We start from the raw sequence: 19,559 nt of genomic DNA, 5'->3' as shown, positions 1-19,559 counted from the left end.
ACAGTAGCGTCCTTAAAATCATCGGGCGCAATACTTAACTTACTACAATTTTTATCGTTAAGTTAGCTTGAGATTTCTCATCCATCTTTTAAGGAAGTGATTTGCACTGTAGTTTGCTATCTAAAATATTTTTCTGATTTCAGGCGTAGTAGCAATGCATCTATTAGTTTTGCTATGTCTTCTATCTGGGTCTTTTAGTGGTGAGCAATCATCCTTGCCAGGGGTGCTGGCGATCAATCTAGTAGGCGAGAACTCAAAACCTTCTTTGCTAAAAAAATCCTCAACCATGTCCGAGTCCAATGCATTTGCAAGCAAGAAAAATCTCGGTTTAACGCATATGAACGAGGCTTCATCGGTTAACGGTGCTGATGGCGTTGGTCATTTGGCGAGTGGTGAACCTAGGAGAACTTTACATAACCCCAAACCCCATTACCCTTTGGGCAGTAAAAGACTGGGGGAGCAGGGCTTGGTGATGGTAAAGCTCTGCGTAGATGAGCAAGGTATTGTGGGGGAGGCTGGCATCTCAAAGAGCTCAGGCTTTCATAGTTTGGATCAATCAGCCTTAACAACCCTAGCGCAGTGGAGATTTGCTCCAGTTGCAGCCAATTCTGTCAGTCTTTCCTTGCAGTGCTTTCAGACTCCTGTGCAATTCATATTGGAGGGGTAGTTCTTGATCAAGAAGATTGCGTCAACCACCAACCCACAAGATGAATGCCGCTCTTATTTTTTGTCAAAAACAATCTCTAGTGAAGCGCTATTGGGCCACATGAAGCAGATCTGCATTCTGCATGATGGACAGGTATATCAATTGCGCATTACCAAACTGGGAAAACTCATATTGACTAAGTAGCAATCGAATCAGTTTCTAGCCAGCAAGAGCATTTTCATATGCATATAGCCAGCGATTTTTTATTTTTATCACTGGAGATGGTATATGAAGCATCAAGTAGTTTTTCGTTCTCGAAACAGGCTGGCCTGGTTCTCATCGGTTGCGTTGTTGTATGGCAGCTCATTTTCAAACTGGGTGTGTGCTGAGGATATTGAGTTACCTAGGATTGATATTGTTGGCCGCGAGGAAAATGCCTTGAGCAAAATTCCAGGAACGGTTGATGTTATTAATCAAAAGAAGATGGAGGAGTTGCAGCCTCAATCGCTGCAGGACGTCTTAAAGACGATTCCTGGGGTCAATATTCGCGGTGATGAAGGTGGCTTGGGGGCTATTCCGAATATTGGCATTCGTGGCTTAGGTCCAGGTCGGAGCACAAAAGTATTGCTCCTCGAGGATGGGGCTCCAATTCAGCCAAGCTTATTTATTTCAAATGCTTCGTACTACAGCCCACCAGTAGAGCGAATTGGTGGCATTGAAGTTTTGAAAGGTGCCTCAGGTCTGCAATATGGGCCATCGAATATTGGCGGCGTTGTTAATTACCTCAGTAAAACGCCCTCTCAGGGATTTAAGTTAACTGGCAAGGTAGGAAATTATGGGTATCGTCTGGCGGAGATTGAGGCGGGAGGTAAGTCATCATCAAATGGTGCAATCGGGGGCATCAATCTGATTCAATCTGAGTCGAATGGATACCAGGGTAACGGTTTTAAGATGTATGACATCTTGATGAAGGGTGGCATTGAGATTGCACAAAATCAGTGGCTCAGCTTGAAATACACCCATTACGATAACAACATCAATACATCCTATGTGGGTTTTCGTCCCAATCAATACATTAATCGCAGTAAAGATAATCCAGCACCCAATGATCGCTTCATAACCCAAAGAAATGCGGTAGATATCAATCACTCGCTGGAAATTAGCCCAGATACCAAGATTAATACCTTGATGTATTGGAGTAAGTTATCGCGAGACTATTGGCGACAAAGTATTGTGAATCGAACCCAAGATGCCACCATCTTTAAACCTTGCAATATTGGTGCAGACTGTCTAGTAGGTCGAAATCGAGAGTTTCAGATGTTAGGTTTAGATTCTCGAATCAGTCATGCCTATAAGGCCTTAGGAATTTCAAATGAAGCAGAGTTTGGTATTCGCTTGCATACTGAATCTCAAATCAATCAACTAGTGAGCTCTAAAACAACCGCTTACTCTGGTCGAGTTTCATTCAATGAAGACAATAAAGCTAATTCGCTTGCAATGTATGCCAAAAATCGTTTCTTATTAACGAAAGATTTTGCTGTAATACCCGGAGTGCGCGTGGAGAGTTACAACCAAACGCGTTCGAATGTCATTACCAACAAGAGTGGTAGCGCTAAGAATGTGGAAACTATTCCACAGATTGGTGCGACTTGGCAGGTCATTCCTCAAGTGCAAGTATATGGCAGCATTTACAAAGGGTTCGCACCAGCACAATTAGCGAGTGCGATTGATGACAAGGGGGTTGATCAGCAGTTAGCGCCAGAACGGTCAACCAATATGGAGCTCGGCTTACGCGGTCGATCGGGTGGATTTTCTTATGATTCAGCGATTTTTAGCATGAACTTTAGCAACCAAATTGTGAATCAAAGTTTGGCTGCGGGAATTTCTAAAGCGAATGGTGGGCAAAGTTTGCATCAGGGCGCCGAGACATCTTTAGCCTATCTATTAGGGCGTGGTTGGGGAGTTAGCGGTAACGCCACCTACATTCCAGTCGCAAGGTTTGTAGGCACGAACTCATTAGGCAGGGATGGTAATCGCATTCCCTACACTCCGAAGCTGACCTCGAACTTGGGACTTAGTTACGAAAAGAATAGTTTCAATACTTTAGTCAGCCTCAATTATGTTTCAGCACAATATGCTGATTCAGCAAATACGGTTGTAGAAAATGCCATCGGTACTTTGGGTGAGATCCCTGCATTTACAACAGTGAATTGGAGTGCTAACTATGCGATCAATAAAGATTGGAAAGTATTTGGAGTAATTAACAATCTTTTTGATAAGCGATATATCTCTAGTCGCAGCCCAGATGGCATATTTGCTGGCGCACCCCTGAATTTTCAGGCTGGCATGAGTTATCAATTTAATTAAGATTGAGTGCATAACCATGTTTTAAGAAAAGAAAAACGCCACCAAAGAAGGTGGCGTTTGACTGTTAGAGACTTCAAATTGGTGGAGTCGGCGGGAATCGAACCCGCGTCCGCAAATCCTCCACAACAAGTTCTACATACTTAGTCATATCATTTGATTTAATCAGTTAAGCACGGACTGACACGTTCTTTGCTGACGATTCACTTAGTTTTCGAATCATTCCCCGTGACATGAAATGATCTTATCTCTTGTAAATGACCCTGATCTAGCTTGCGCTAGCTGACCCAAGAGAGAATCAGTTCAGGGGCAACCGCAATTAAGCGGCTAGTGCGAAACGTTCGTCGTTTGCAGTTAAAACATTCCCATTGATTTACGAGATAACGGGTCCTCGGTATGCCCTTGATGCTTTGTAATCCACGTCGAAACCATGTCGACCCCGGAGTTCATGCATAAGAGTTCCTATTTTAAGGCCGCTGCCCTGAAATTGCTCAATATCTTTTGGCTATTCCCTATTGGGAAAGATGATTTGCAGTAAATCGAGCGGGGTATTGATGATGTAATCTGCTCCCCAGGCCTCTGGAGGCTCTTTGCAGCCACAGTAACCATAGGCGGCTGCAACCGTCTTCATGCCGGCTGCTTTGCCTGCTACAACGTCTCTAATGTCATCTCCAACATAGATTGATTTTGTGGGATCAATATTGGTTGATCTGGCTGCATGCAGAATGGGTTCAGGGTGCGGCTTTGAATAAGGCGTGGTGTCACCAGATACAGTGGAAACAGCCCTCTGGCGTAGTCCCATAAGATCAGTTAAGGGGTTGGTAAAACGCTCACTTTTGTTGGTAATAATTCCCCAGGGGAGTTTGGCTTGATCCATTTGATCGAGTAAGCGATCAATTCCAGCAAACAATTTACTGTCCACCAGCAGTGCATTTTCATAGTTACTAAAAAACTCATCACGTAATGCAATGAAATCCGCATGATCAGGGGCAATGCCAAAGGCGCCTTCGAGCAATCCGCGGGCACCAGCCGATGCGTAAGGACGCAGAAACTCATAAGGCTTAGGCTCAAGATTGCGAGCAATGAGTAATTTATTGGTCGCAGCAACTAAATCGGGTGCCGTATCCGCTAGGGTGCCATCTAAATCAAAAAAGATTCCGGCATAAGGACTGGAAAGGTTGCTCACGGTTAAATTACTTTCGAACTGCAATCATGTAATTGACATCCACATCGTCACTTAAGCTGTAAACCTGAGTAAGTGGGTTGTAACTTAATCCTTTCATGCCAAGCATCTCTAGGCCTGCATGACGGGTAAACGCTACTAACTCAGAAGGTTTGATGAATTTGGCGTATTCGTGAGTTCCTTTGGGTAGTAATTTCAGAATATATTCAGCGCCAATAATGGCGAATAAGTAGGACTTGGGGCTGCGATTGAGGGTGCTAAAAAATAGTGTGCCACCAGGTTTGCAGAGTTTTGCGCAGGCGCGTACAACAGATGCTGGGTCTGGAACATGCTCAAGCATTTCCATGCAAGTCACAACGTCATATTGCTCTGGCTGTTCTTCAGCCAATGCTTCTGCTGAGATTGAGCGATAAGTGAGGTTTGCACCTACTTCTAATGCGTGCAATTCAGCAACCTTAAGAGCTTTCTCAGATAAATCGATGCCAGTGGTATCTGCGCCTGATTGTGAGATGGATTCTGCCAAGATGCCACCACCGCAACCGATATCCACTACCTTTTTGCCTTCTAGTGTCACAAAGGATTTAATCCATCCCAATCGCAAAGGATTGATAGCGTGAAGCGGTTTGAATTCGCTATTTGGATCCCACCAGCGATGGGCTAGGGCGCTAAATTTGGCGATTTCTGATTGGTCAACGTTCATATGGATTGCTTAGTTGTAAGGCTGTAGGAGAAGTTTATGAATATAGCGGAAATAAAAAAGCCCGCTAGAAGCGGGCTTTTTTACAAGTAAAAAGAATTACTTAGCTGCTGTACCAACAACTTCGATGTCAGTACGGCGGTTCTTAGCGCGGCCTTCAGCAGTTGCGTTAGATGCAACTGGATTGCTCTTGCCTTTAGATTCTGTGTAGATACGGCTACCGTCAACACCTTTGCTTGTCAGGTAAGTCTTAACTGACTGAGCACGACGCTGACCGAGGGCCATGTTGTATGCATCTGTACCAACGCTGTCAGTGTTACCAACAGCAATGATTACTTCTAACTTGATTTTCTTCAAGTCAGCAGCGATTTTGTCCAAAGTTGCTTTGCCTTCTGGTTTCAAGTCAGACTTGTTGAAGTCATAAAGTGTGTCAGCTTGCAAAGTGATTTTGCTTTGGCTAACGCCAGAAGCAGCAGGAGCAGCAGTCAATGCACCATCACAACCTTTAGCTGCAGTTGCAGGTGTCCAGTTGTTGTCGCGCCAGCACAATGTGCCATCGCCGTTTTTCCAGTTCAAGCCAGAGCTGTTTTCCCAGTTATCAGATGCAATTGCTGCAGTAGCAGAAACAGTGATAACAGAAGCCAGCAACACTCTTAGGGTTTTGTTCATTTTTAGTCCTCAAAAATCTCTTTTTTAATTAAAGTCAAACTTAAATGTAATTCGCCCTACCTTGATGCAAAAACTGCAAAGCGACACATCTCAATTTCGTACAAACTGACAGAATCTTAGCATAGGGCCTACCTGTCATCAAAATGATATTATTTCTAGATGGAACAAGCCGCTAAAGAAACACTACCAATATCCCTCGAAGACGAAATGCGGCGGTCCTATTTGGACTACGCAATGAGCGTCATCGTCGGCAGAGCCCTGCCAGACGTGCGTGACGGCCTCAAACCGGTTCATCGCCGGGTCTTATTCGCGATGTATGAATTAAACAACGATTGGAACCGAGCTTACAAAAAATCTGCCCGTATAGTTGGCGATGTAATCGGTAAATACCATCCGCATGGCGATTCTGCGGTGTATGACACGATCGTTCGGATGGCCCAGGACTTCTCCCTGCGCTATATGCTGGTTGACGGGCAGGGTAACTTTGGCTCCGTAGACGGCGATAACGCTGCTGCAATGCGGTATACCGAGATCCGCCTCCGCAAGATAGCCCATGAGCTTTTGGCCGATTTAGACAAGGAAACGGTCGATTTTGGGCCAAATTACGACGGTAGTGAGAAAGAACCCCTGATTCTGCCTGCCAAAGTGCCTAATTTGCTGATAAATGGCAGTTCTGGCATTGCTGTAGGTATGGCAACCAATATCCCGCCCCATAACTTGGATGAGGTGGTTACAGCCTGTCTGCACGTGCTTCACAACCCAGAATGCACGATTGATGAGCTCATTGAGATCATTCCAGCCCCCGATTTCCCGACTGCGGGCATCATTTACGGCCTTCAAGGGGTTCGTGAGGGCTACCGTACTGGTCGTGGCCGTGTTGTTATGCGAGCGAAGACTCACTTTGAGGATTTAGACAAGGGTGCGCGACAAGCGATCATCGTTGATGAATTGCCATACCAAGTTAATAAAAAGAACTTGCTCGAGCGTATCGCTGAGTTGGTGAATGAGAAAAAAGTAGAAGGCATTTCCGATTTACGTGATGAATCAGATAAATCCGGTATGCGCGTTGTGATTGAATTGAAGCGCGGTGAAGTGCCTGAAGTCGTTCTCAATAATTTGTATAAGAGTACACAGTTACAAGATAACTTCGGTATGAACATGGTGGCGTTGGTAGATAACCAACCACGCTTGTTGAACTTGAAGCAAATGCTTGAGTACTTCTTGCAGCATCGTCGAGAAGTGGTGACACGTCGCACGATTTTTGAATTACGTAAAGCACGCGATCGCGGACATGTTTTAGAGGGACTTGCTGTTGCATTAGCAAATATTGATGAGTTCATCGCGATTATTAAAGCTGCTGCGAACCCTGTAATTGCTAAGCAAGAGTTGATGGGCAAAGCATGGGATTCATCGATGGTGCGCGAGATGTTGGCGCGCGCTGAGACGGATACGCCAGGCGGCCGCAATGCCTATCGCCCAGAAGGATTGTTGCCCGAGTACGGCATGCAAACGACAGGCTTGTATCGCCTATCTGATAGTCAAGCGCAAGAAATTTTGCAGATGCGCTTACAACGCTTGACTGGCCTCGAACAAGACAAGATCGTTAACGAATATAAAGAAGTGATGGCAGAAATTTCTGACTTGCTTGATTTGTTAGCGAAGCCGGAGCGTGTCACTCAAGTGATTGAGTCCGAGTTAAAAGAAGTGCAATCTGAATTTGGTATTGCAGGTGGCGATACTGGTCGTCGTTCATTTATTGAAATGAATGCAACTGAACTCTTCACCGAAGATTTAATTACGCCGCAAGATATGGTGGTGACCCTTTCGAATACTGGTTATATGAAGAGTCAACCGCTAAGTGAATACCGCGCGCAAAAACGCGGTGGTCGTGGCAAGCAAGCGGCCGCTACTAAAGATGAGGATTGGATTGATACCTTATTCGTAGCTAATACCCATGACACCATTTTGTGCTTCTCTGATCGTGGCCGCATGTATTGGCTGAAGGTATGGGAAGTTCCACAGGGAAGCCGCACGTCTCGCGGTAAACCAATCATCAATATGTTCCCGCTAATTGAGGGTGAGAAGATTACGGTAATTCTGCCTATTAAGGGCTATCAAGACGATCAGTACGTCTTTATGGCTACTAGCTTGGGTACTGTGAAGAAGACGCGTTTGTCTGACTTCTCTAACCCACGTAAGGCCGGCATTATTGCAGTTGACTTGAATGAAAATGACTTCTTGGTTGGTGCGGCCATTACAGACGGCCAGCATGATGTCATGTTGTTCTCAGATGCTGGTAAAGCAGTGCGCTTTGATGAGAATGATGTTCGTCCAATGGGTCGTACTGCGCGCGGTGTGCGCGGCATGAACTTGGGTGATGGCCATCAAGTCATTGCAATGTTGGTTGCTCCAGCAGAGGCTGCGGAAGGTGTTGAGGCCGCTGTGGTTGATGCAAATGGCATTGCGATTCCAAGTAGCGTATTAACTGCAACAGAAAATGGTTACGGCAAACGTACGCCAATAGCTGAATACACCCGTCATGGGCGTGGCACAAAAGGCATGATTGCGATTCAGACTTCTGAGCGTAACGGTAAAGTGGTTGCTGCTGCCTTGGTGTCGCCAGAGGATCAAATTATGTTGATCACTACCGGCGGTGTATTGGTTCGCACACGCGTTTCTGAAATTCGTGAAATGGGTCGCGCTACTCAAGGTGTTACTTTGATTAACGTAGATGAGGGTACGCGTTTATCTGGTTTGCAACGTATTGCTGAGAGTGATTCAGATGACGATGCCGATGACGCAGAAGAGGTTGATCCATCTGCAGATCCAGCAACCAATTCTAATGACGATACGGCTGGTGACGCTTAAGCGTTATCTCTAGACTAGACACATCATGACTTTTGACCGCCGCATTTTTAATTTCGCTGCGGGGCCTGCTACTTTGCCTGAAGAGGTGCTGAAGCAGGCTGCCGATGAAATGCTTAATTGGCGTGGACTCGGTACGAGCGTGATGGAGATTAGCCATCGCAGTAAAGAGTTCATGGAAGTGTATGAGGAGGTTATTCAAGATCTTCGTACACTCATGAATATTCCTGATTCTTATGAGATTTTGCTTTTGCAGGGCGGCGGTCTTGGTCAGAATGCTGCCATCCCAATGAATCTCATGCCCTTGGCAAAGAACGGACCCCAGGCTGATTTCTTGGTGACGGGTGTTTGGTCAGAAAAATCATTTAAAGAAGCGCAAAAATACGGCACAGCAAATTTAGCCGCTTCTTCCGCGACAGAAAAATTTAATACGATTCCCGCAAGATCAACTTGGAAGTTATCAAGTGATGCTGCGTATGTACATTACTGTGCCAATGAAACCATTGGTGGGGTTGAGTTTCCAGATGTGCCAGACGTTGGCGATGTTCCGCTGGTAGCTGATATCTCTAGCAACATTCTCTCTAAGGAGATGGATGTGAATCAATGTGCTGTTTGGTTTGGCGGTGCGCAAAAGAATATTGGCCCATCTGGTGTGACGATCGTCATTGTGCGTAAGGATTTGCTGGGTAAGAGCATGCCCATTACCCCAACGATTTGGGATTGGTCAGTACAAGCAAATACGCAATCCATGATTAATACACCCCCGACTTTCTCGATCTATATGGCTGGCCTTGGATTTAAGTGGTTACTCAAACAGGGTGGCGTGAAGGTCATCGAAAAGCGTAATCAAGAAAAAGCGGATTTGCTCTACAGCTTCTTGGATCAAAGCAGTTTGTATGAAAATCGCGTCACTAAAGAATATCGCTCACGCATGAACGTGACTTTCTTCTTAAAAGATGAGAACCTAAACGCAGAGTTTTTGGCCCAATCAAATGCAGCTGGTTTGGTTGCCTTGCGGGGTCATAAAGCTGCGGGCGGCATGCGCGCCAGTATCTATAACGCCATGCCTATTGAGGGCGTAAAAGCCTTGGTTGAATTTATGCGTGATTTTGAAAGGCGGGCTTAATGAGTACTGAAGAACAGCGCTTAGCTCCCCTGCGCGAAAAAATTGATGCACTGGATGCGCAAATTTTAGATTTGCTGACTCAACGGGCAAAAGCAGCACAAGAAGTGGGGCATGTTAAAGGGGGCTTTGCATCTCCTGTGTTCCGTCCTGAGCGTGAGCGCCAAGTTGTTGCTCGTTTGCAAGAGATCAACAAAGGACCTTTGCTTCCAGATGGCATTGCTGCTATTTGGCGTGAAGTGATGTCAGCATGCAGAGCTCTAGAAGCTCGCCAAACTATTGCCTACCTTGGGCCAGTGGGCACTTTTTCAGAACAAGCTGCACAAACGTATTTTGGCCACTCTATTGCCGGCTTACCTTGCGCAAGCCTAGATGAAGTATTTAAGTCAGTGGAGAAGGGTGCAGCCCAGTTTGGGGTTGTTCCAGTTGAAAACTCTAGTGAAGGCGCTATCTCGCGCACATTAGATTTGTTGCTCGATTCATCAATGCGTATTAGCGGTGAAGTGGTGCTACCAATTCGTCATCACTTGTTGACTAAGAGCGGTAACCTGGATGGCGTAACAACTGTCTGTGCTCATGCGCAAGCATTGGCGCAATGTCAGCAATGGTTAAGCGTGCACGCTCCACAATTAAAGCGTCAAGCAGTCAGTAGTAATGCAGAGGCAGCGCGGTTGGCTGCTGCCGATCCCACTTTAGCTGCAATTGCTGGTGATCCTGCGCAAGAAGCCTATGGTCTGCAAGCTGTAGCTGCACAAATTCAGGATGACCCTCATAACCGCACCCGTTTTGTCGTGGTTGGTAACTATGCATGCCAACCCACTGGCAAAGATCAAACATCGCTAGTTCTCTCGGTAGATAACCAGCCTGGTGCTGTTCATCGCTTATTGGCGCCCTTGGCAAAACATGGTGTATCCATGAATCGCTTTGAATCTCGTCCTGCGCGCAAAGGTACTTGGGAATATCACTTCTATATCGATATTGCCGGCCATGCGGATGACGAGAAAGTTTTGAAGGCGCTTGAAGAGTTGAAGGGCGTTGCTGCTTTCTACAAAAACCTCGGCTCTTATCCGCACTCAGCTTAATCAGGAACATCCGCAGTTAACAACAACATTAGCAAAGCCAGAATGACTTCCAAGATTGGTCTAAAACATATTCATGCGATTGCCCCTTATGTTGGCGGGCGTCCTATTAGTGAAGTTGCGCGCGAATACGGCCTAGATGAAAACAAGATTGTGAAGCTTGCTTCCAATGAGAATCCATTGGGTATGCCAAAGTCTGCGCAAGATGCCATGCTCAAGGCTGCAAGTGATTTGGGTCGTTACCCAGATTCCAATGGGTTTGAGCTGAAGAATGTCTTAGCTGAAAAATTAGGTGTGCCAACAGACTGGATTACCTTGGGTAATGGCAGTAACGATATTTTGGAATTAGCGGCACGCGCTGTTGCGCAAGCTGGCGACGAAGTGATCTTCTCCAAACATGCGTTTGCTGTTTATCCTCTCGCCACTCAAGCTGTTGGCGCAAAGGCTGTTGAAGTTGCAGCTACTGCTATTTATGGGCATGACTTACCGGCGATGTTGGCAGCCATAAAGGCATCTGGCGATAAAGCGAAGTTGGTCTTTGTGGCGAACCCAAATAATCCAACAGGAAGCTATCTCACAGCAAAAGAGATTGAAGACTTCTTGGTGGCAGTTCCGTCTCATGTTGTGGTGGTACTTGATGAAGCTTATAACGAATACCTCACTCCAGAGCAGCGCTACGACGCAATTGCTTGGGTGAAGCGCTTTCCTAATATGATTTTGTCGCGTAGCTTCTCAAAAGCCTACGGTTTGGCTGGCTTGCGCATTGGTTATGGTGTAGCTCAGCCGCACTTAACTGATCTTTTAAATCGTATTCGTCAACCATTTAATGTAAATAGTCTTGCTCAGGCAGCGGCAGTTGCTGCTTTTCAGGACAAAGCATTCTTGCAGCAGGGATTTGAATTGAATCGCGCAGGCTATGCACAGCTCACTAAAGCGTTTGATGAGTTGGGTTTGCAATACTTACCGTCTGCTGGAAATTTTGTTTTGGTGAAAGTGGGTGATGACGATCAGGCGGGTGCACGCATCAATTTAGCGTTGCTCAAGCGCGGCATTATTGTTCGTCCAGTTGGTAACTATGGTTTGCCGCAGTGGTTGCGTATTTCAATTGGTTTGCCTGAAGAGAATGACGCCTTCATTGATGCCTTAAAAGATATTCTTAAATGACCATTATTAATCCAGCAAGCAATTACGGTACTGTCACCATCGTTGGTGTTGGTTTGATTGGCGCCTCACTTGGCCTGGCTCTAAAAAAAGCAGGCGTGGTAACTAAAGTATTAGGCGTAGGCCGCAGCAAAGAAAATATAGAGCAAGCGCAAAAGATGGGCGCAATTGATGGTGTAGTCGATTTGGTTGAGGCAGCAAAACAATCTGATGTGATTGTGCTTTGCGTGCCAGTTGCTCAAATGCGAGCTGCCTTTGAAGTGATGGAGCCGCATCTTGAGCCCCGCACCATGATTACAGATGCGGGTAGCACTAAGGGTGATGTCATCCTGGCTGCTAAAGAAGTATTGGGTAAGAAGGTTTGTCAATTTGTGCCAGCGCATCCAATTGCTGGTGGTGCACAGCATGGCGCCAGCGCCGCTAAGGCTGATTTGTTCGAAGGCAAGCAGACGATTATTTGCCCATTACAGGAAAACTCTCCTGAAGATACCGCCTTAATCACTGGCTTTTGGGAGTCTGTTGGATCGCATGTGAAGAAAATTGGCGTTGTTCAGCACGATGCGATTTATGCTGCCGTCTCTCATCTTCCGCATCTGCTGTCCTATGCCTTGATGGCAAGCGTGGTGAACTCGGAAGATGCTGAGCAAAAGTTGAGTCATGTTGGTGCTGGCTTTAAAGATTTCACTCGCATTGCCGCTTCTAGTCCAGAAATGTGGCGAGATATTTGTTTGGGTAATCGCGCCGCTATTCTGAAAGAGTTGGATCAATATCTTTTGATCGTGAACCATATGCGCAAGCTTATTGCAGAAAGTGATGGCGCAGGTTTAGAAAAATTATTTAATAAGGCGAGCAAAGCACGTCAAGATTTGGACGTACTTTGATGAGTGGTTTGCCAGATATCACTATTGGACCTTTTAAGCAGGCGCAAGGCTCGATTGTGTTGCCGGGCTCCAAAAGTATCTCTAATCGCGCTCTATTGCTTGCAGCCCTCTCTTCCGGCACAACTACCCTCACGAATTTATTGGATGCCGACGATACCCAGGTAATGCGAAACGCTTTACGTCAATTAGGCTTATCCGTTACGGATAAAGCGGACAAGGTATGTGTTGTTGAGGGGTGTGGAGGCAAGTTTCCAGTGCAGGACGCAGACCTCTTTATGGGTAATGCTGGCACTGCGATTCGTCCCCTCACAGCAGCCTTAGCTATGCAAGGCGGTAATTACCGTTTGTCTGGTGTTGCTCGTATGCACGAAAGACCTATTCGTGATTTGGTGGATGGTTTGCGTCAAGTGGGTGCAAAGATTGAATACGAATTGCAAGACGGTTACCCCCCAATCAAAATATTGGCAGCGGATATTCAGATTAAAGAGGTGGTTAAAGTACGTGGTGATGTATCAAGCCAGTTCTTAACTGCCTTGTTGATGGCTTTGCCTCTCGTAGCTCAAGAGCCTGTGCGTATTGAGGTGATTGGTGAGCTCATCTCTCGCCCGTATATTGATATCACTTTGAAGTTGATGGCTCGTTTTGGAGTCATAGTTACTAGCCCTGATATGCAATCGTTCGTCATTCCAGCAAAAACATCTGAAGCTGTTTACCAAAGTCCTGGCCGGCTATCAGTAGAGGGCGATGCTTCTTCAGCTTCATACTTTTTAGCCCTGGGTGCCATTGGTGGTGGCCCTGTGCGGGTTCTAGGTGTTGGCAAAGACAGCATTCAGGGTGATGTGGCATTTGCTGATGCACTTGCGCTCATGGGTGCGAATATTGCTGCTGGGGATGATTGGATTGAGGTTGCTGGTGTGAAAAATGCTAATGGCAAACTCAATGGCATCACCATTGATTGCACAGAGATTCCAGATGCGGCAATGACACTTGCGGTAGCTGCGTTGTTTGCTGAAGGTCCAACGCGCTTAAATAATATTGCTAGCTGGCGCGTGAAAGAAACGGATCGTATCGCGGCAATGGCAAAGGAGTTAAAAAAAGTTGGTGCCATTGTTGAAGAAGGTGCTGACTATATTGTTGTTCAAGCCCCAGCTTTGCAAAGTGATTGGAAGTCACCGGCTGAGGGTATTGATACTTATGACGACCATCGCATGGCGATGTGTTTCTCACTCGTTGCATTTGGTCCAAATGCGCTTAAGATCAATGATCCCAATTGCGTAGCAAAAACATTCCCGACCTATTTCGCAGAATTTGCGAAAGTAGTGAGCTAGCCCAAAGCGGATTTATGAGTCTCCCTCCAGTCATTGCAATAGACGGACCTACCGCCTCAGGAAAAGGTACCGTTGCTTCCTTGGTAGCTGAAAGACTAGGATTTCATTATCTCGATAGTGGTGCCCTTTACCGCTTGGTTGCTCTTGCGCGCGAAAAACAGGGAATTGACGTTCAAAATGGCCCAGAATTAGGTCTGTTGGTTCCTAAGTTATTGATTTCATTCAAAAATAGTCAAATTTTCCTCAATGGTGAGGATGTGACTGATGCTATCCGTACGGAAAGCATCGGTTTAATGGCCTCTGCTTTGGCCGTTCATCCAGAGGTGAGAGCGGCTTTAGTTGGTCTGCAGCGCAGTTTTAGGCAATTACCAGGCTTGGTGGCTGATGGCAGGGATATGGCCAGCGTCATATTCCCAGATGCAGTTTTGAAGGTTTTCTTGACCGCAACGGCTGCTGCCAGAGCCGAGCGTCGCTATAAGCAATTGATAGCTAAGGGAATTTCTGCTAAACTTGAGGACTTGTTGCAGGATTTGCAGGAGCGCGATGCCAGAGACAGTAGTCGAGGCGCCGCCCCCTTGTTGGTTGCAGACGGTGCAAAAGTGCTCGAAACATCAGATTTATCGATAGATCAAGCAGTTAAGACAGTTTTGGATTGGTATCAATCTGCAATTGCTTAGTTTGTAGTTATTTAAGTAGTTAGTTGGTAGTTGGTTGTAAGCAGTAGTTTTTGGCGTCTTAAGAAACTCCACAACGCGACTTTTCATTAGCGTGTTTCTTGAAGACTTTTTTAACCTAACCCGTCAGGCCTTCTGGCGGCACAAAGTGAACACACATGTCTGAATCATTTGCAGAACTATTTGAAGAATCATTAACCCGATCGAATATGAAGACCGGCCAAGTTATTTCGGCTGAAGTTCTTCGCATCGACCATAACTTCGTCGTTGTTAACGCTGGCTTAAAGTCTGAAGCGTTTATTCCTGTTGAAGAATTCCATAACGACGCTGGCGAGATTGAAGTAGCTCCCGGCGATTTCGTTTCTGTTGCTATTGACGCTTTAGAGAACGGCTATGGCGACACAATCCTTTCCCGTGATAAAGCGAAACGCTTGGCATCATGGATGAACTTGGAAAAAGCACTCGAGCAAGCTGAGATCGTTACCGGTACTGTTACTGGTAAGGTTAAAGGCGGCTTGACTGTGATGGTTAACGGTATCCGTGCTTTCTTGCCTGGATCACTCGTTGATACACGTCCAATCAAAGACACCAGCCCTTACGAAGGTAAGACGATGGAGTTCAAGGTTATCAAGCTCGACCGTAAGCGTAACAACGTAGTGTTGTCACGTCGTGCTGTTGTTGAAGCTAGCCAAGGTGAAGAGCGTGCTAAGTTGATGTCTAACCTTAAAGAAGGCGCAGTGGTTACTGGCCTCGTTAAGAACATCACTGATTACGGCGCATTCGTTGACCTCGGTGGTATCGATGGCCTCTTGCACATTACTGACTTGGCATGGCGTCGTGTGCGTCACCCAAGCGAGATGTTGACTGTTGGTCAAGAAGTTACCGCTAAGATTTTGAAGTTCGATCAAGAGAAGAACCGTGTTTCACTTGGCGTGAAACAGCTTGGTGATGATCCATGGGTTGGTATCGCTCGTCGTTACCCACCAAACACCCGTTTATTCGGCAAAGTAACTAACTTAACTGACTACGGCGCATTCGTTGAAATCGAATCTGGTATTGAAGGTTTGGTACACGTTTCTGAAATGGATTGGACTAACAAGAACGTTGCTCCAAGCAAAGCTACTGCATTAGGAACTGAAGTTGAAGTAATGGTTCTGGATATTGATGAAGACAAGCGTCGTATTAGCTTGGGCATCAAGCAGTGCAAAGCGAACCCATGGGAAGAGTTCTCACGTTCACAACAAAAAGGCGACAAGCTTTCTGGCGCAATCAAGTCTATTACTGACTTTGGTGTGTTCATTGGCTTGCCTGGCGGTATCGACGGTTTAGTTCACCTCTCAGACCTCTCATGGAATGAGCCAGGCGAAGAAGCTGTTAAGAAATACAAAAAAGGTGATGAAGTTGAAGCCACCGTATTGGCAATTGATGTTGAGAAAGAGCGTATCTCTCTCGGTATCAAGCAATTGTCTGGTGACCCATTCAACAACTACACATCCGTTAACGACAAAGGTGCTTTAGTTACCGGTACTGTTAAGGCGGTTGATGCTAAGGGTGCAACTATTCACTTGGCTGATGAAGTTGAAGCTTACTTACGTGCTTCCGAGATCTCAACAGATCGCGTTGAAGATGCACGTAATGTATTGAAAGAAGGCGACAGCGTAACTGCAATGATCATTAACATTGATCGCAAGTCACGCGTTATCAATCTTTCAATCAAAGCAAAAGACAGCTCTGATCAACAAGATGCAATGAGCAAGCTCCAAGGTGATGCGCAGTCTGGCACAACCAATTTGGGCGCCTTGTTAAAAGCAAAATTGGACAATCAAGGCTAAATCAATATCGCCGCTTTCCACTAGGATAGCGGCGATTTTTTATTGATAGATCATGACAGATCAAGAGCAACAAGCAATTACCCGCTCCGAACTAGTAGAGAGTCTTGCGGAACAGTTTCCGCAGCTTTTGCCTAGGGACGTGGAGTTAGCGGTAAAAACTTTGCTGGACACAATGACTCATGCTTTGGCTGAGGGCAAGCGTATCGAGCTGCGTGGCGTGGGAAGTTTTGTACTTCATCATCGTCCTGCGCGCACTGGTCGCAATCCAAAGTCTGGCGAGAAAGTATTGATTCCAGAAAAACGTGTTCCGCACTTTAAGCCTGGCAAAGAGTTGCGTGAGCGAGTAGATTACAAGCCGTTGAAGCAGGCGGGCCCCAAAGAGGGTTCTGGTGCCTAAGATTCAGGCTCAACCTCAGTGGTCCATTCGGGCCATTTTTTTATTTAATTTCTGCACGGCATGATTCAGATTGCTACCGCCTGGCTATTACTGCTTCCAGTGATGTTTGGCATTGGTTGGTTGGCGGCGCGCTGGGATTTGCGCCTTGAGAATCGCATGGATGAGCGCGAACGTATGCGTCAGCAGCGCTCAACTTTTAAAGGCTTAAGCCTCTTGCTCAATGAGCAGCCAGATCAAGCGATTGAAACCTTAGTCAAAATTGCACAGCTAGATCCAGAAACCATTGAACTCCATTTTTCATTGGGTAACCTATTCCGTCGTCGTGGCGAGACTGAACGCGCTATTCGTGTGCATCAGCACTTAGCAAATCGCGATGACTTAAAGCCGCGTGACCGTGACCATGCCGCCTATGAATTAGGTCGCGACTTTTTGCGTGCAGGATTACTCGACCGTGCAGAGGCCTCATTAAATCGCGTGGGCGATGGTAAGTATGCCGAGCCTGCAAAAGAAAGTTTGCTGGAGATGTATCAAATTGAGCATGATTGGAAAAAAGCGATCATTGCTGCTAGTGAGCTTGAAGGCTTGCAAGGAAAATCGCACCATACTGAGATCGCACAATTTCACTGTGAACTTGCTCAAGAGGCCTTGCGACGCAAGGACTTAGTCGAGGCAGAGCAATCCATACAACGTGCGCTGCAAGCTGTACCCAACCATGCCCGCGCTTTAATCTTGCAAGGCGACTATTTGATGGCGATGGACCGGCCCACTCAAGCAATTGAAGCCTGGAGTGTGATTGCTAATTCGCATCCTGCATACATGCATTTACTAGCAGATCGCTGGATGCTCGCGCATGCCGCCATTGGCAAAGAGCCTGAAGGGTTAGATCGTCTCTGTGAGCTACTGAAAACGCAAGCGACAGGTGAATTACTTGATTTTGTTCATAAACATCTAATGAAAATTCGAGGGCCACAGGCTGCGAATGTCATGCTATCTGATGTTATGCAGCATTCACCGACCCTGATTGCATTATCCAAGTTGGCTGAAACGCGTCTTGCGCTAGAAGAGGGCAGTGCCAATCCCGAGAGATTGTTGGAACTGCAGTCGATTTTGAACCTCTTGCGCCAGCGGACAACAAGCCTTGCTCGCTACACATGTGGTAATTGTGGTTTCAGGGCGCGAAGATTTTATTGGCAATGCCCTGGTTGTAATCATTGGGAGGCATACTCCCCAAGACGAAGTGAAGGTGCTGCACCTAGCGGCCCTTCGATGTAAGAGTTTGGAGAAAAATTGAAAGTCACCATCATCGGTAGCGGTTACGTAGGTCTTGTTACAGGCGCATGTCTTGCTGAGCAGGGTAATAATGTCTTTTGCGTTGACGTAGATCCTAAAAAGATCGCCATTCTTAATTCTGGCGGTGTGCCGATTTACGAGCCAGGTTTAAAAGAGATGATTGAGCGCAATCGGGCTGCTGGTCGTTTGCAGTTTTCTACTGATATTGCTGCCTCAGTGGCGCATGGTGACATTCAGTTCATTGCCGTAGGCACACCTCCCGATGAGGATGGCTCAGCCGATTTGCAATATGTTGTAGCGGCAGCACGTAATATTGGTTGTCACATGACTACGCCCAAGGTAATTGTCGATAAATCGACTGTACCAGTAGGTACTGCTGACAAAGTGCAGGCTGCGATTAATGAAGAACTAGAAAAAAGAGGTTTGTCTTCTGAGCTGTGCTCGGTTGTCTCAAACCCAGAGTTCTTAAAAGAGGGTGCTGCAGTAGAAGACTTCATGCGTCCTGATCGTATTGTGATTGGTACGGAAAATAGCCCAGCAGGATTGCGCGCTAAAGAGCAAATGCGCAAGCTCTACACTCCTTTTAATCGCCACCATGAACGTACCTACTACATGGACGTCAAAAGTGCAGAACTTACTAAATACGCAGCTAATGCGATGCTGGCAACCCGCATCTCTTTCATGAATGAGTTGGCAAACTTAGCAGACTTAGTGGGCGCCGATATTGAAGCAGTGCGTCAAGGCATTGGTTCAGACTCACGTATTGGCTATGGCTTTTTATACTCTGGCACCGGTTATGGTGGTTCATGCTTTCCAAAGGATGTTTCTGCCTTATCGAAGACCGCTAAAGAGCATGGCAGAGATCTGAAGATTCTCGATGCTGTAGAAGCGGTGAACGAATTGCAAAAGTACATCTTGGTAGAAAAGATCGAAAAGCGCTTTGGCGAAGACCTTAAGGGTATGAAATTCGCACTGTGGGGTTTAGCTTTTAAACCCAATACGGACGATATGCGTGAAGCACCAAGCCGCGTGATTATTGCCGAGCTCGTTAAGCGTGGGGCAACCATCGTGGCCCATGATCCAGTCTCGATGCCAGAAGCCATACATTGCTTAGAGCTTGACTTTAAGGGTAACCCAGAAGGTCTCAAGCAAGTATCGATGACAGATGATCCAATGAGTGCTTTAGATGGTGCTGATGCCCTCATTATCGTGACCGAATGGAAAGCTTTTAGAAGTCCGGACTTTGAGCAAGTCATGCAAAAACTCAAGCGCGCCATTATTTTTGATGGTCGCAACCTCTATGAGCCTGCTTCTATGCAAGAATTAGGCATTGAGTACCATGGCATTGGTAGACATAATTAAAGTAGACG

General features: G+C 46.3%; 16 protein-coding genes, 1 other RNA gene and 1 pseudogene. 14 read left to right on the top strand and 4 right to left on the bottom strand.

The genetic code is table 11. The annotated features are described in order from the left end of the window. The first annotated feature begins 154 nt into the window (after positions 1 to 154). The 3 genes from ICV36_RS07345 to ICV36_RS07335 all read left to right on the top strand — a co-directional run bounded on the left by ICV36_RS07345 (position 155) and on the right by ICV36_RS07335 (position 3,013). Positions 155 to 667, top strand: coding sequence for an energy transducer TonB (locus ICV36_RS07345; RefSeq protein ID WP_215400063.1), 513 nt, complete (start codon positions 155 to 157; stop codon positions 665 to 667). Between the two features lie 3 nt (positions 668 to 670). Further along, positions 671 to 850, top strand: coding sequence for a hemin uptake protein HemP (gene hemP, locus ICV36_RS10255; protein WP_251374947.1), 180 nt, complete (start codon positions 671 to 673; stop codon positions 848 to 850). Between the two features lie 84 nt (positions 851 to 934). Then, positions 935 to 3,013 carry a TonB-dependent receptor domain-containing protein gene (locus ICV36_RS07335; protein WP_215400062.1) on the top strand — a complete coding sequence of 693 codons (2,079 nt, stop codon included), beginning with the start codon at positions 935 to 937 and terminating at the stop codon, positions 3,011 to 3,013. A gap of 79 nt (positions 3,014 to 3,092) precedes the next feature. Here ICV36_RS07335 and ssrA read toward each other — a convergent pair. The 4 genes from ssrA to ompA form a co-directional block, all read right to left on the bottom strand. Continuing rightward, positions 3,093 to 3,451: a transfer-messenger RNA gene (gene ssrA / locus ICV36_RS07330) on the bottom strand. Positions 3,452 to 3,515: 64 nt separating this feature from the next. Beyond that, a complete protein-coding gene (locus ICV36_RS07325; RefSeq protein WP_215400061.1) occupies positions 3,516 to 4,196 on the bottom strand; it encodes an HAD family hydrolase in 681 nt (226 codons plus the stop codon). Positions 4,197 to 4,203: 7 nt separating this feature from the next. Next, complete coding sequence (gene ubiG / locus ICV36_RS07320) at positions 4,204 to 4,893, bottom strand: bifunctional 2-polyprenyl-6-hydroxyphenol methylase/3-demethylubiquinol 3-O-methyltransferase UbiG (RefSeq protein ID WP_215400060.1); 690 nt, start codon at positions 4,891 to 4,893, stop codon at positions 4,204 to 4,206. A gap of 96 nt (positions 4,894 to 4,989) precedes the next feature. Then, positions 4,990 to 5,559: an outer membrane protein OmpA gene (gene ompA, locus ICV36_RS07315; RefSeq protein ID WP_215400059.1), complete on the bottom strand. Its 570-nt coding sequence runs from the start codon at positions 5,557 to 5,559 to the stop codon at positions 4,990 to 4,992. Between the two features lie 159 nt (positions 5,560 to 5,718). Between ompA and gyrA the strand changes: the two genes are divergently transcribed. From gyrA to ICV36_RS07260, 11 genes and pseudogenes are all read left to right on the top strand, one after another. After that, positions 5,719 to 8,427 carry a DNA gyrase subunit A gene (gene gyrA, locus ICV36_RS07310; protein ID WP_215400058.1) on the top strand — a complete coding sequence of 903 codons (2,709 nt, stop codon included), beginning with the start codon at positions 5,719 to 5,721 and terminating at the stop codon, positions 8,425 to 8,427. Positions 8,428 to 8,452: 25 nt separating this feature from the next. Next, positions 8,453 to 9,550: a 3-phosphoserine/phosphohydroxythreonine transaminase gene (gene serC / locus ICV36_RS07305; protein ID WP_215400057.1), complete on the top strand. Its 1,098-nt coding sequence runs from the start codon at positions 8,453 to 8,455 to the stop codon at positions 9,548 to 9,550. After that, positions 9,550 to 10,629: a prephenate dehydratase gene (pheA, locus tag ICV36_RS07300; RefSeq protein ID WP_215400056.1), complete on the top strand. Its 1,080-nt coding sequence runs from the start codon at positions 9,550 to 9,552 to the stop codon at positions 10,627 to 10,629. The genes serC and pheA overlap by 1 nt, the downstream gene beginning before the upstream one ends. A 42-nt stretch (positions 10,630 to 10,671) precedes the next feature. Beyond that, the gene (gene hisC, locus ICV36_RS07295) at positions 10,672 to 11,790 is read left to right on the top strand and encodes a histidinol-phosphate transaminase (RefSeq protein ID WP_215400055.1); all 1,119 of its coding nucleotides are present in this window, start codon (positions 10,672 to 10,674) and stop codon (positions 11,788 to 11,790) included. Continuing rightward, a complete protein-coding gene (locus ICV36_RS07290; RefSeq protein ID WP_215400054.1) occupies positions 11,787 to 12,668 on the top strand; it encodes a prephenate dehydrogenase/arogenate dehydrogenase family protein in 882 nt (293 codons plus the stop codon). Before hisC ends, ICV36_RS07290 begins: the two co-directional genes overlap by 4 nt. 8 nt (positions 12,669 to 12,676) lie before the next feature. Further along, on the top strand, positions 12,677 to 13,996 hold the full coding sequence (gene aroA, locus ICV36_RS07285) for a 3-phosphoshikimate 1-carboxyvinyltransferase (protein WP_215401597.1): 1,320 nt from the start codon (positions 12,677 to 12,679) through the stop codon (positions 13,994 to 13,996). Positions 13,997 to 14,010: 14 nt separating this feature from the next. Next, complete coding sequence (cmk, locus tag ICV36_RS07280; protein WP_215400053.1) at positions 14,011 to 14,673, top strand: (d)CMP kinase; 663 nt, start codon at positions 14,011 to 14,013, stop codon at positions 14,671 to 14,673. A gap of 155 nt (positions 14,674 to 14,828) precedes the next feature. After that, a complete protein-coding gene (gene rpsA / locus ICV36_RS07275; protein WP_215400052.1) occupies positions 14,829 to 16,502 on the top strand; it encodes a 30S ribosomal protein S1 in 1,674 nt (557 codons plus the stop codon). Positions 16,503 to 16,554: 52 nt separating this feature from the next. After that, positions 16,555 to 16,893, top strand: a pseudogene (locus ICV36_RS07270) (integration host factor subunit beta); the annotation flags it as partial. Between the two features lie 66 nt (positions 16,894 to 16,959). Beyond that, complete coding sequence (gene lapB / locus ICV36_RS07265) at positions 16,960 to 18,171, top strand: lipopolysaccharide assembly protein LapB (protein WP_215400051.1); 1,212 nt, start codon at positions 16,960 to 16,962, stop codon at positions 18,169 to 18,171. Between the two features lie 15 nt (positions 18,172 to 18,186). Continuing rightward, positions 18,187 to 19,551, top strand: a complete 1,365-nt coding sequence (locus ICV36_RS07260; RefSeq protein WP_215400050.1) for a UDP-glucose/GDP-mannose dehydrogenase family protein — start codon at positions 18,187 to 18,189, stop codon at positions 19,549 to 19,551. Positions 19,552 to 19,559: the final 8 nt, after the last annotated feature.

This window comes from Polynucleobacter sp. MWH-UH35A (genome assembly GCF_018687075.1).
In the GTDB taxonomy this organism is placed as follows: domain Bacteria; phylum Pseudomonadota; class Gammaproteobacteria; order Burkholderiales; family Burkholderiaceae; genus Polynucleobacter.
The sequence above is the reverse complement of the archived record's forward strand: the minus strand, read 5'-3'. Positions and strand labels throughout refer to the sequence as shown.

Coding starts and splice junctions, on each gene's coding strand:
- ICV36_RS07345 (WP_215400063.1), top strand. CDS start 155: ATGCATCTATTAGTTTTGCTATGTCTTCTATCTGGGTCTTTTAGTGGT.
- ICV36_RS07335 (WP_215400062.1), top strand. CDS start 935: ATGAAGCATCAAGTAGTTTTTCGTTCTCGAAACAGGCTGGCCTGGTTC.
- ubiG (WP_215400060.1), bottom strand. CDS start 4,893: ATGAACGTTGACCAATCAGAAATCGCCAAATTTAGCGCCCTAGCCCAT.
- ompA (WP_215400059.1), bottom strand. CDS start 5,559: ATGAACAAAACCCTAAGAGTGTTGCTGGCTTCTGTTATCACTGTTTCT.
- gyrA (WP_215400058.1), top strand. CDS start 5,719: ATGGAACAAGCCGCTAAAGAAACACTACCAATATCCCTCGAAGACGAA.
- serC (WP_215400057.1), top strand. CDS start 8,453: ATGACTTTTGACCGCCGCATTTTTAATTTCGCTGCGGGGCCTGCTACT.
- pheA (WP_215400056.1), top strand. CDS start 9,550: ATGAGTACTGAAGAACAGCGCTTAGCTCCCCTGCGCGAAAAAATTGAT.
- hisC (WP_215400055.1), top strand. CDS start 10,672: ATGACTTCCAAGATTGGTCTAAAACATATTCATGCGATTGCCCCTTAT.
- ICV36_RS07290 (WP_215400054.1), top strand. CDS start 11,787: ATGACCATTATTAATCCAGCAAGCAATTACGGTACTGTCACCATCGTT.
- cmk (WP_215400053.1), top strand. CDS start 14,011: ATGAGTCTCCCTCCAGTCATTGCAATAGACGGACCTACCGCCTCAGGA.
- rpsA (WP_215400052.1), top strand. CDS start 14,829: ATGTCTGAATCATTTGCAGAACTATTTGAAGAATCATTAACCCGATCG.
- lapB (WP_215400051.1), top strand. CDS start 16,960: ATGATTCAGATTGCTACCGCCTGGCTATTACTGCTTCCAGTGATGTTT.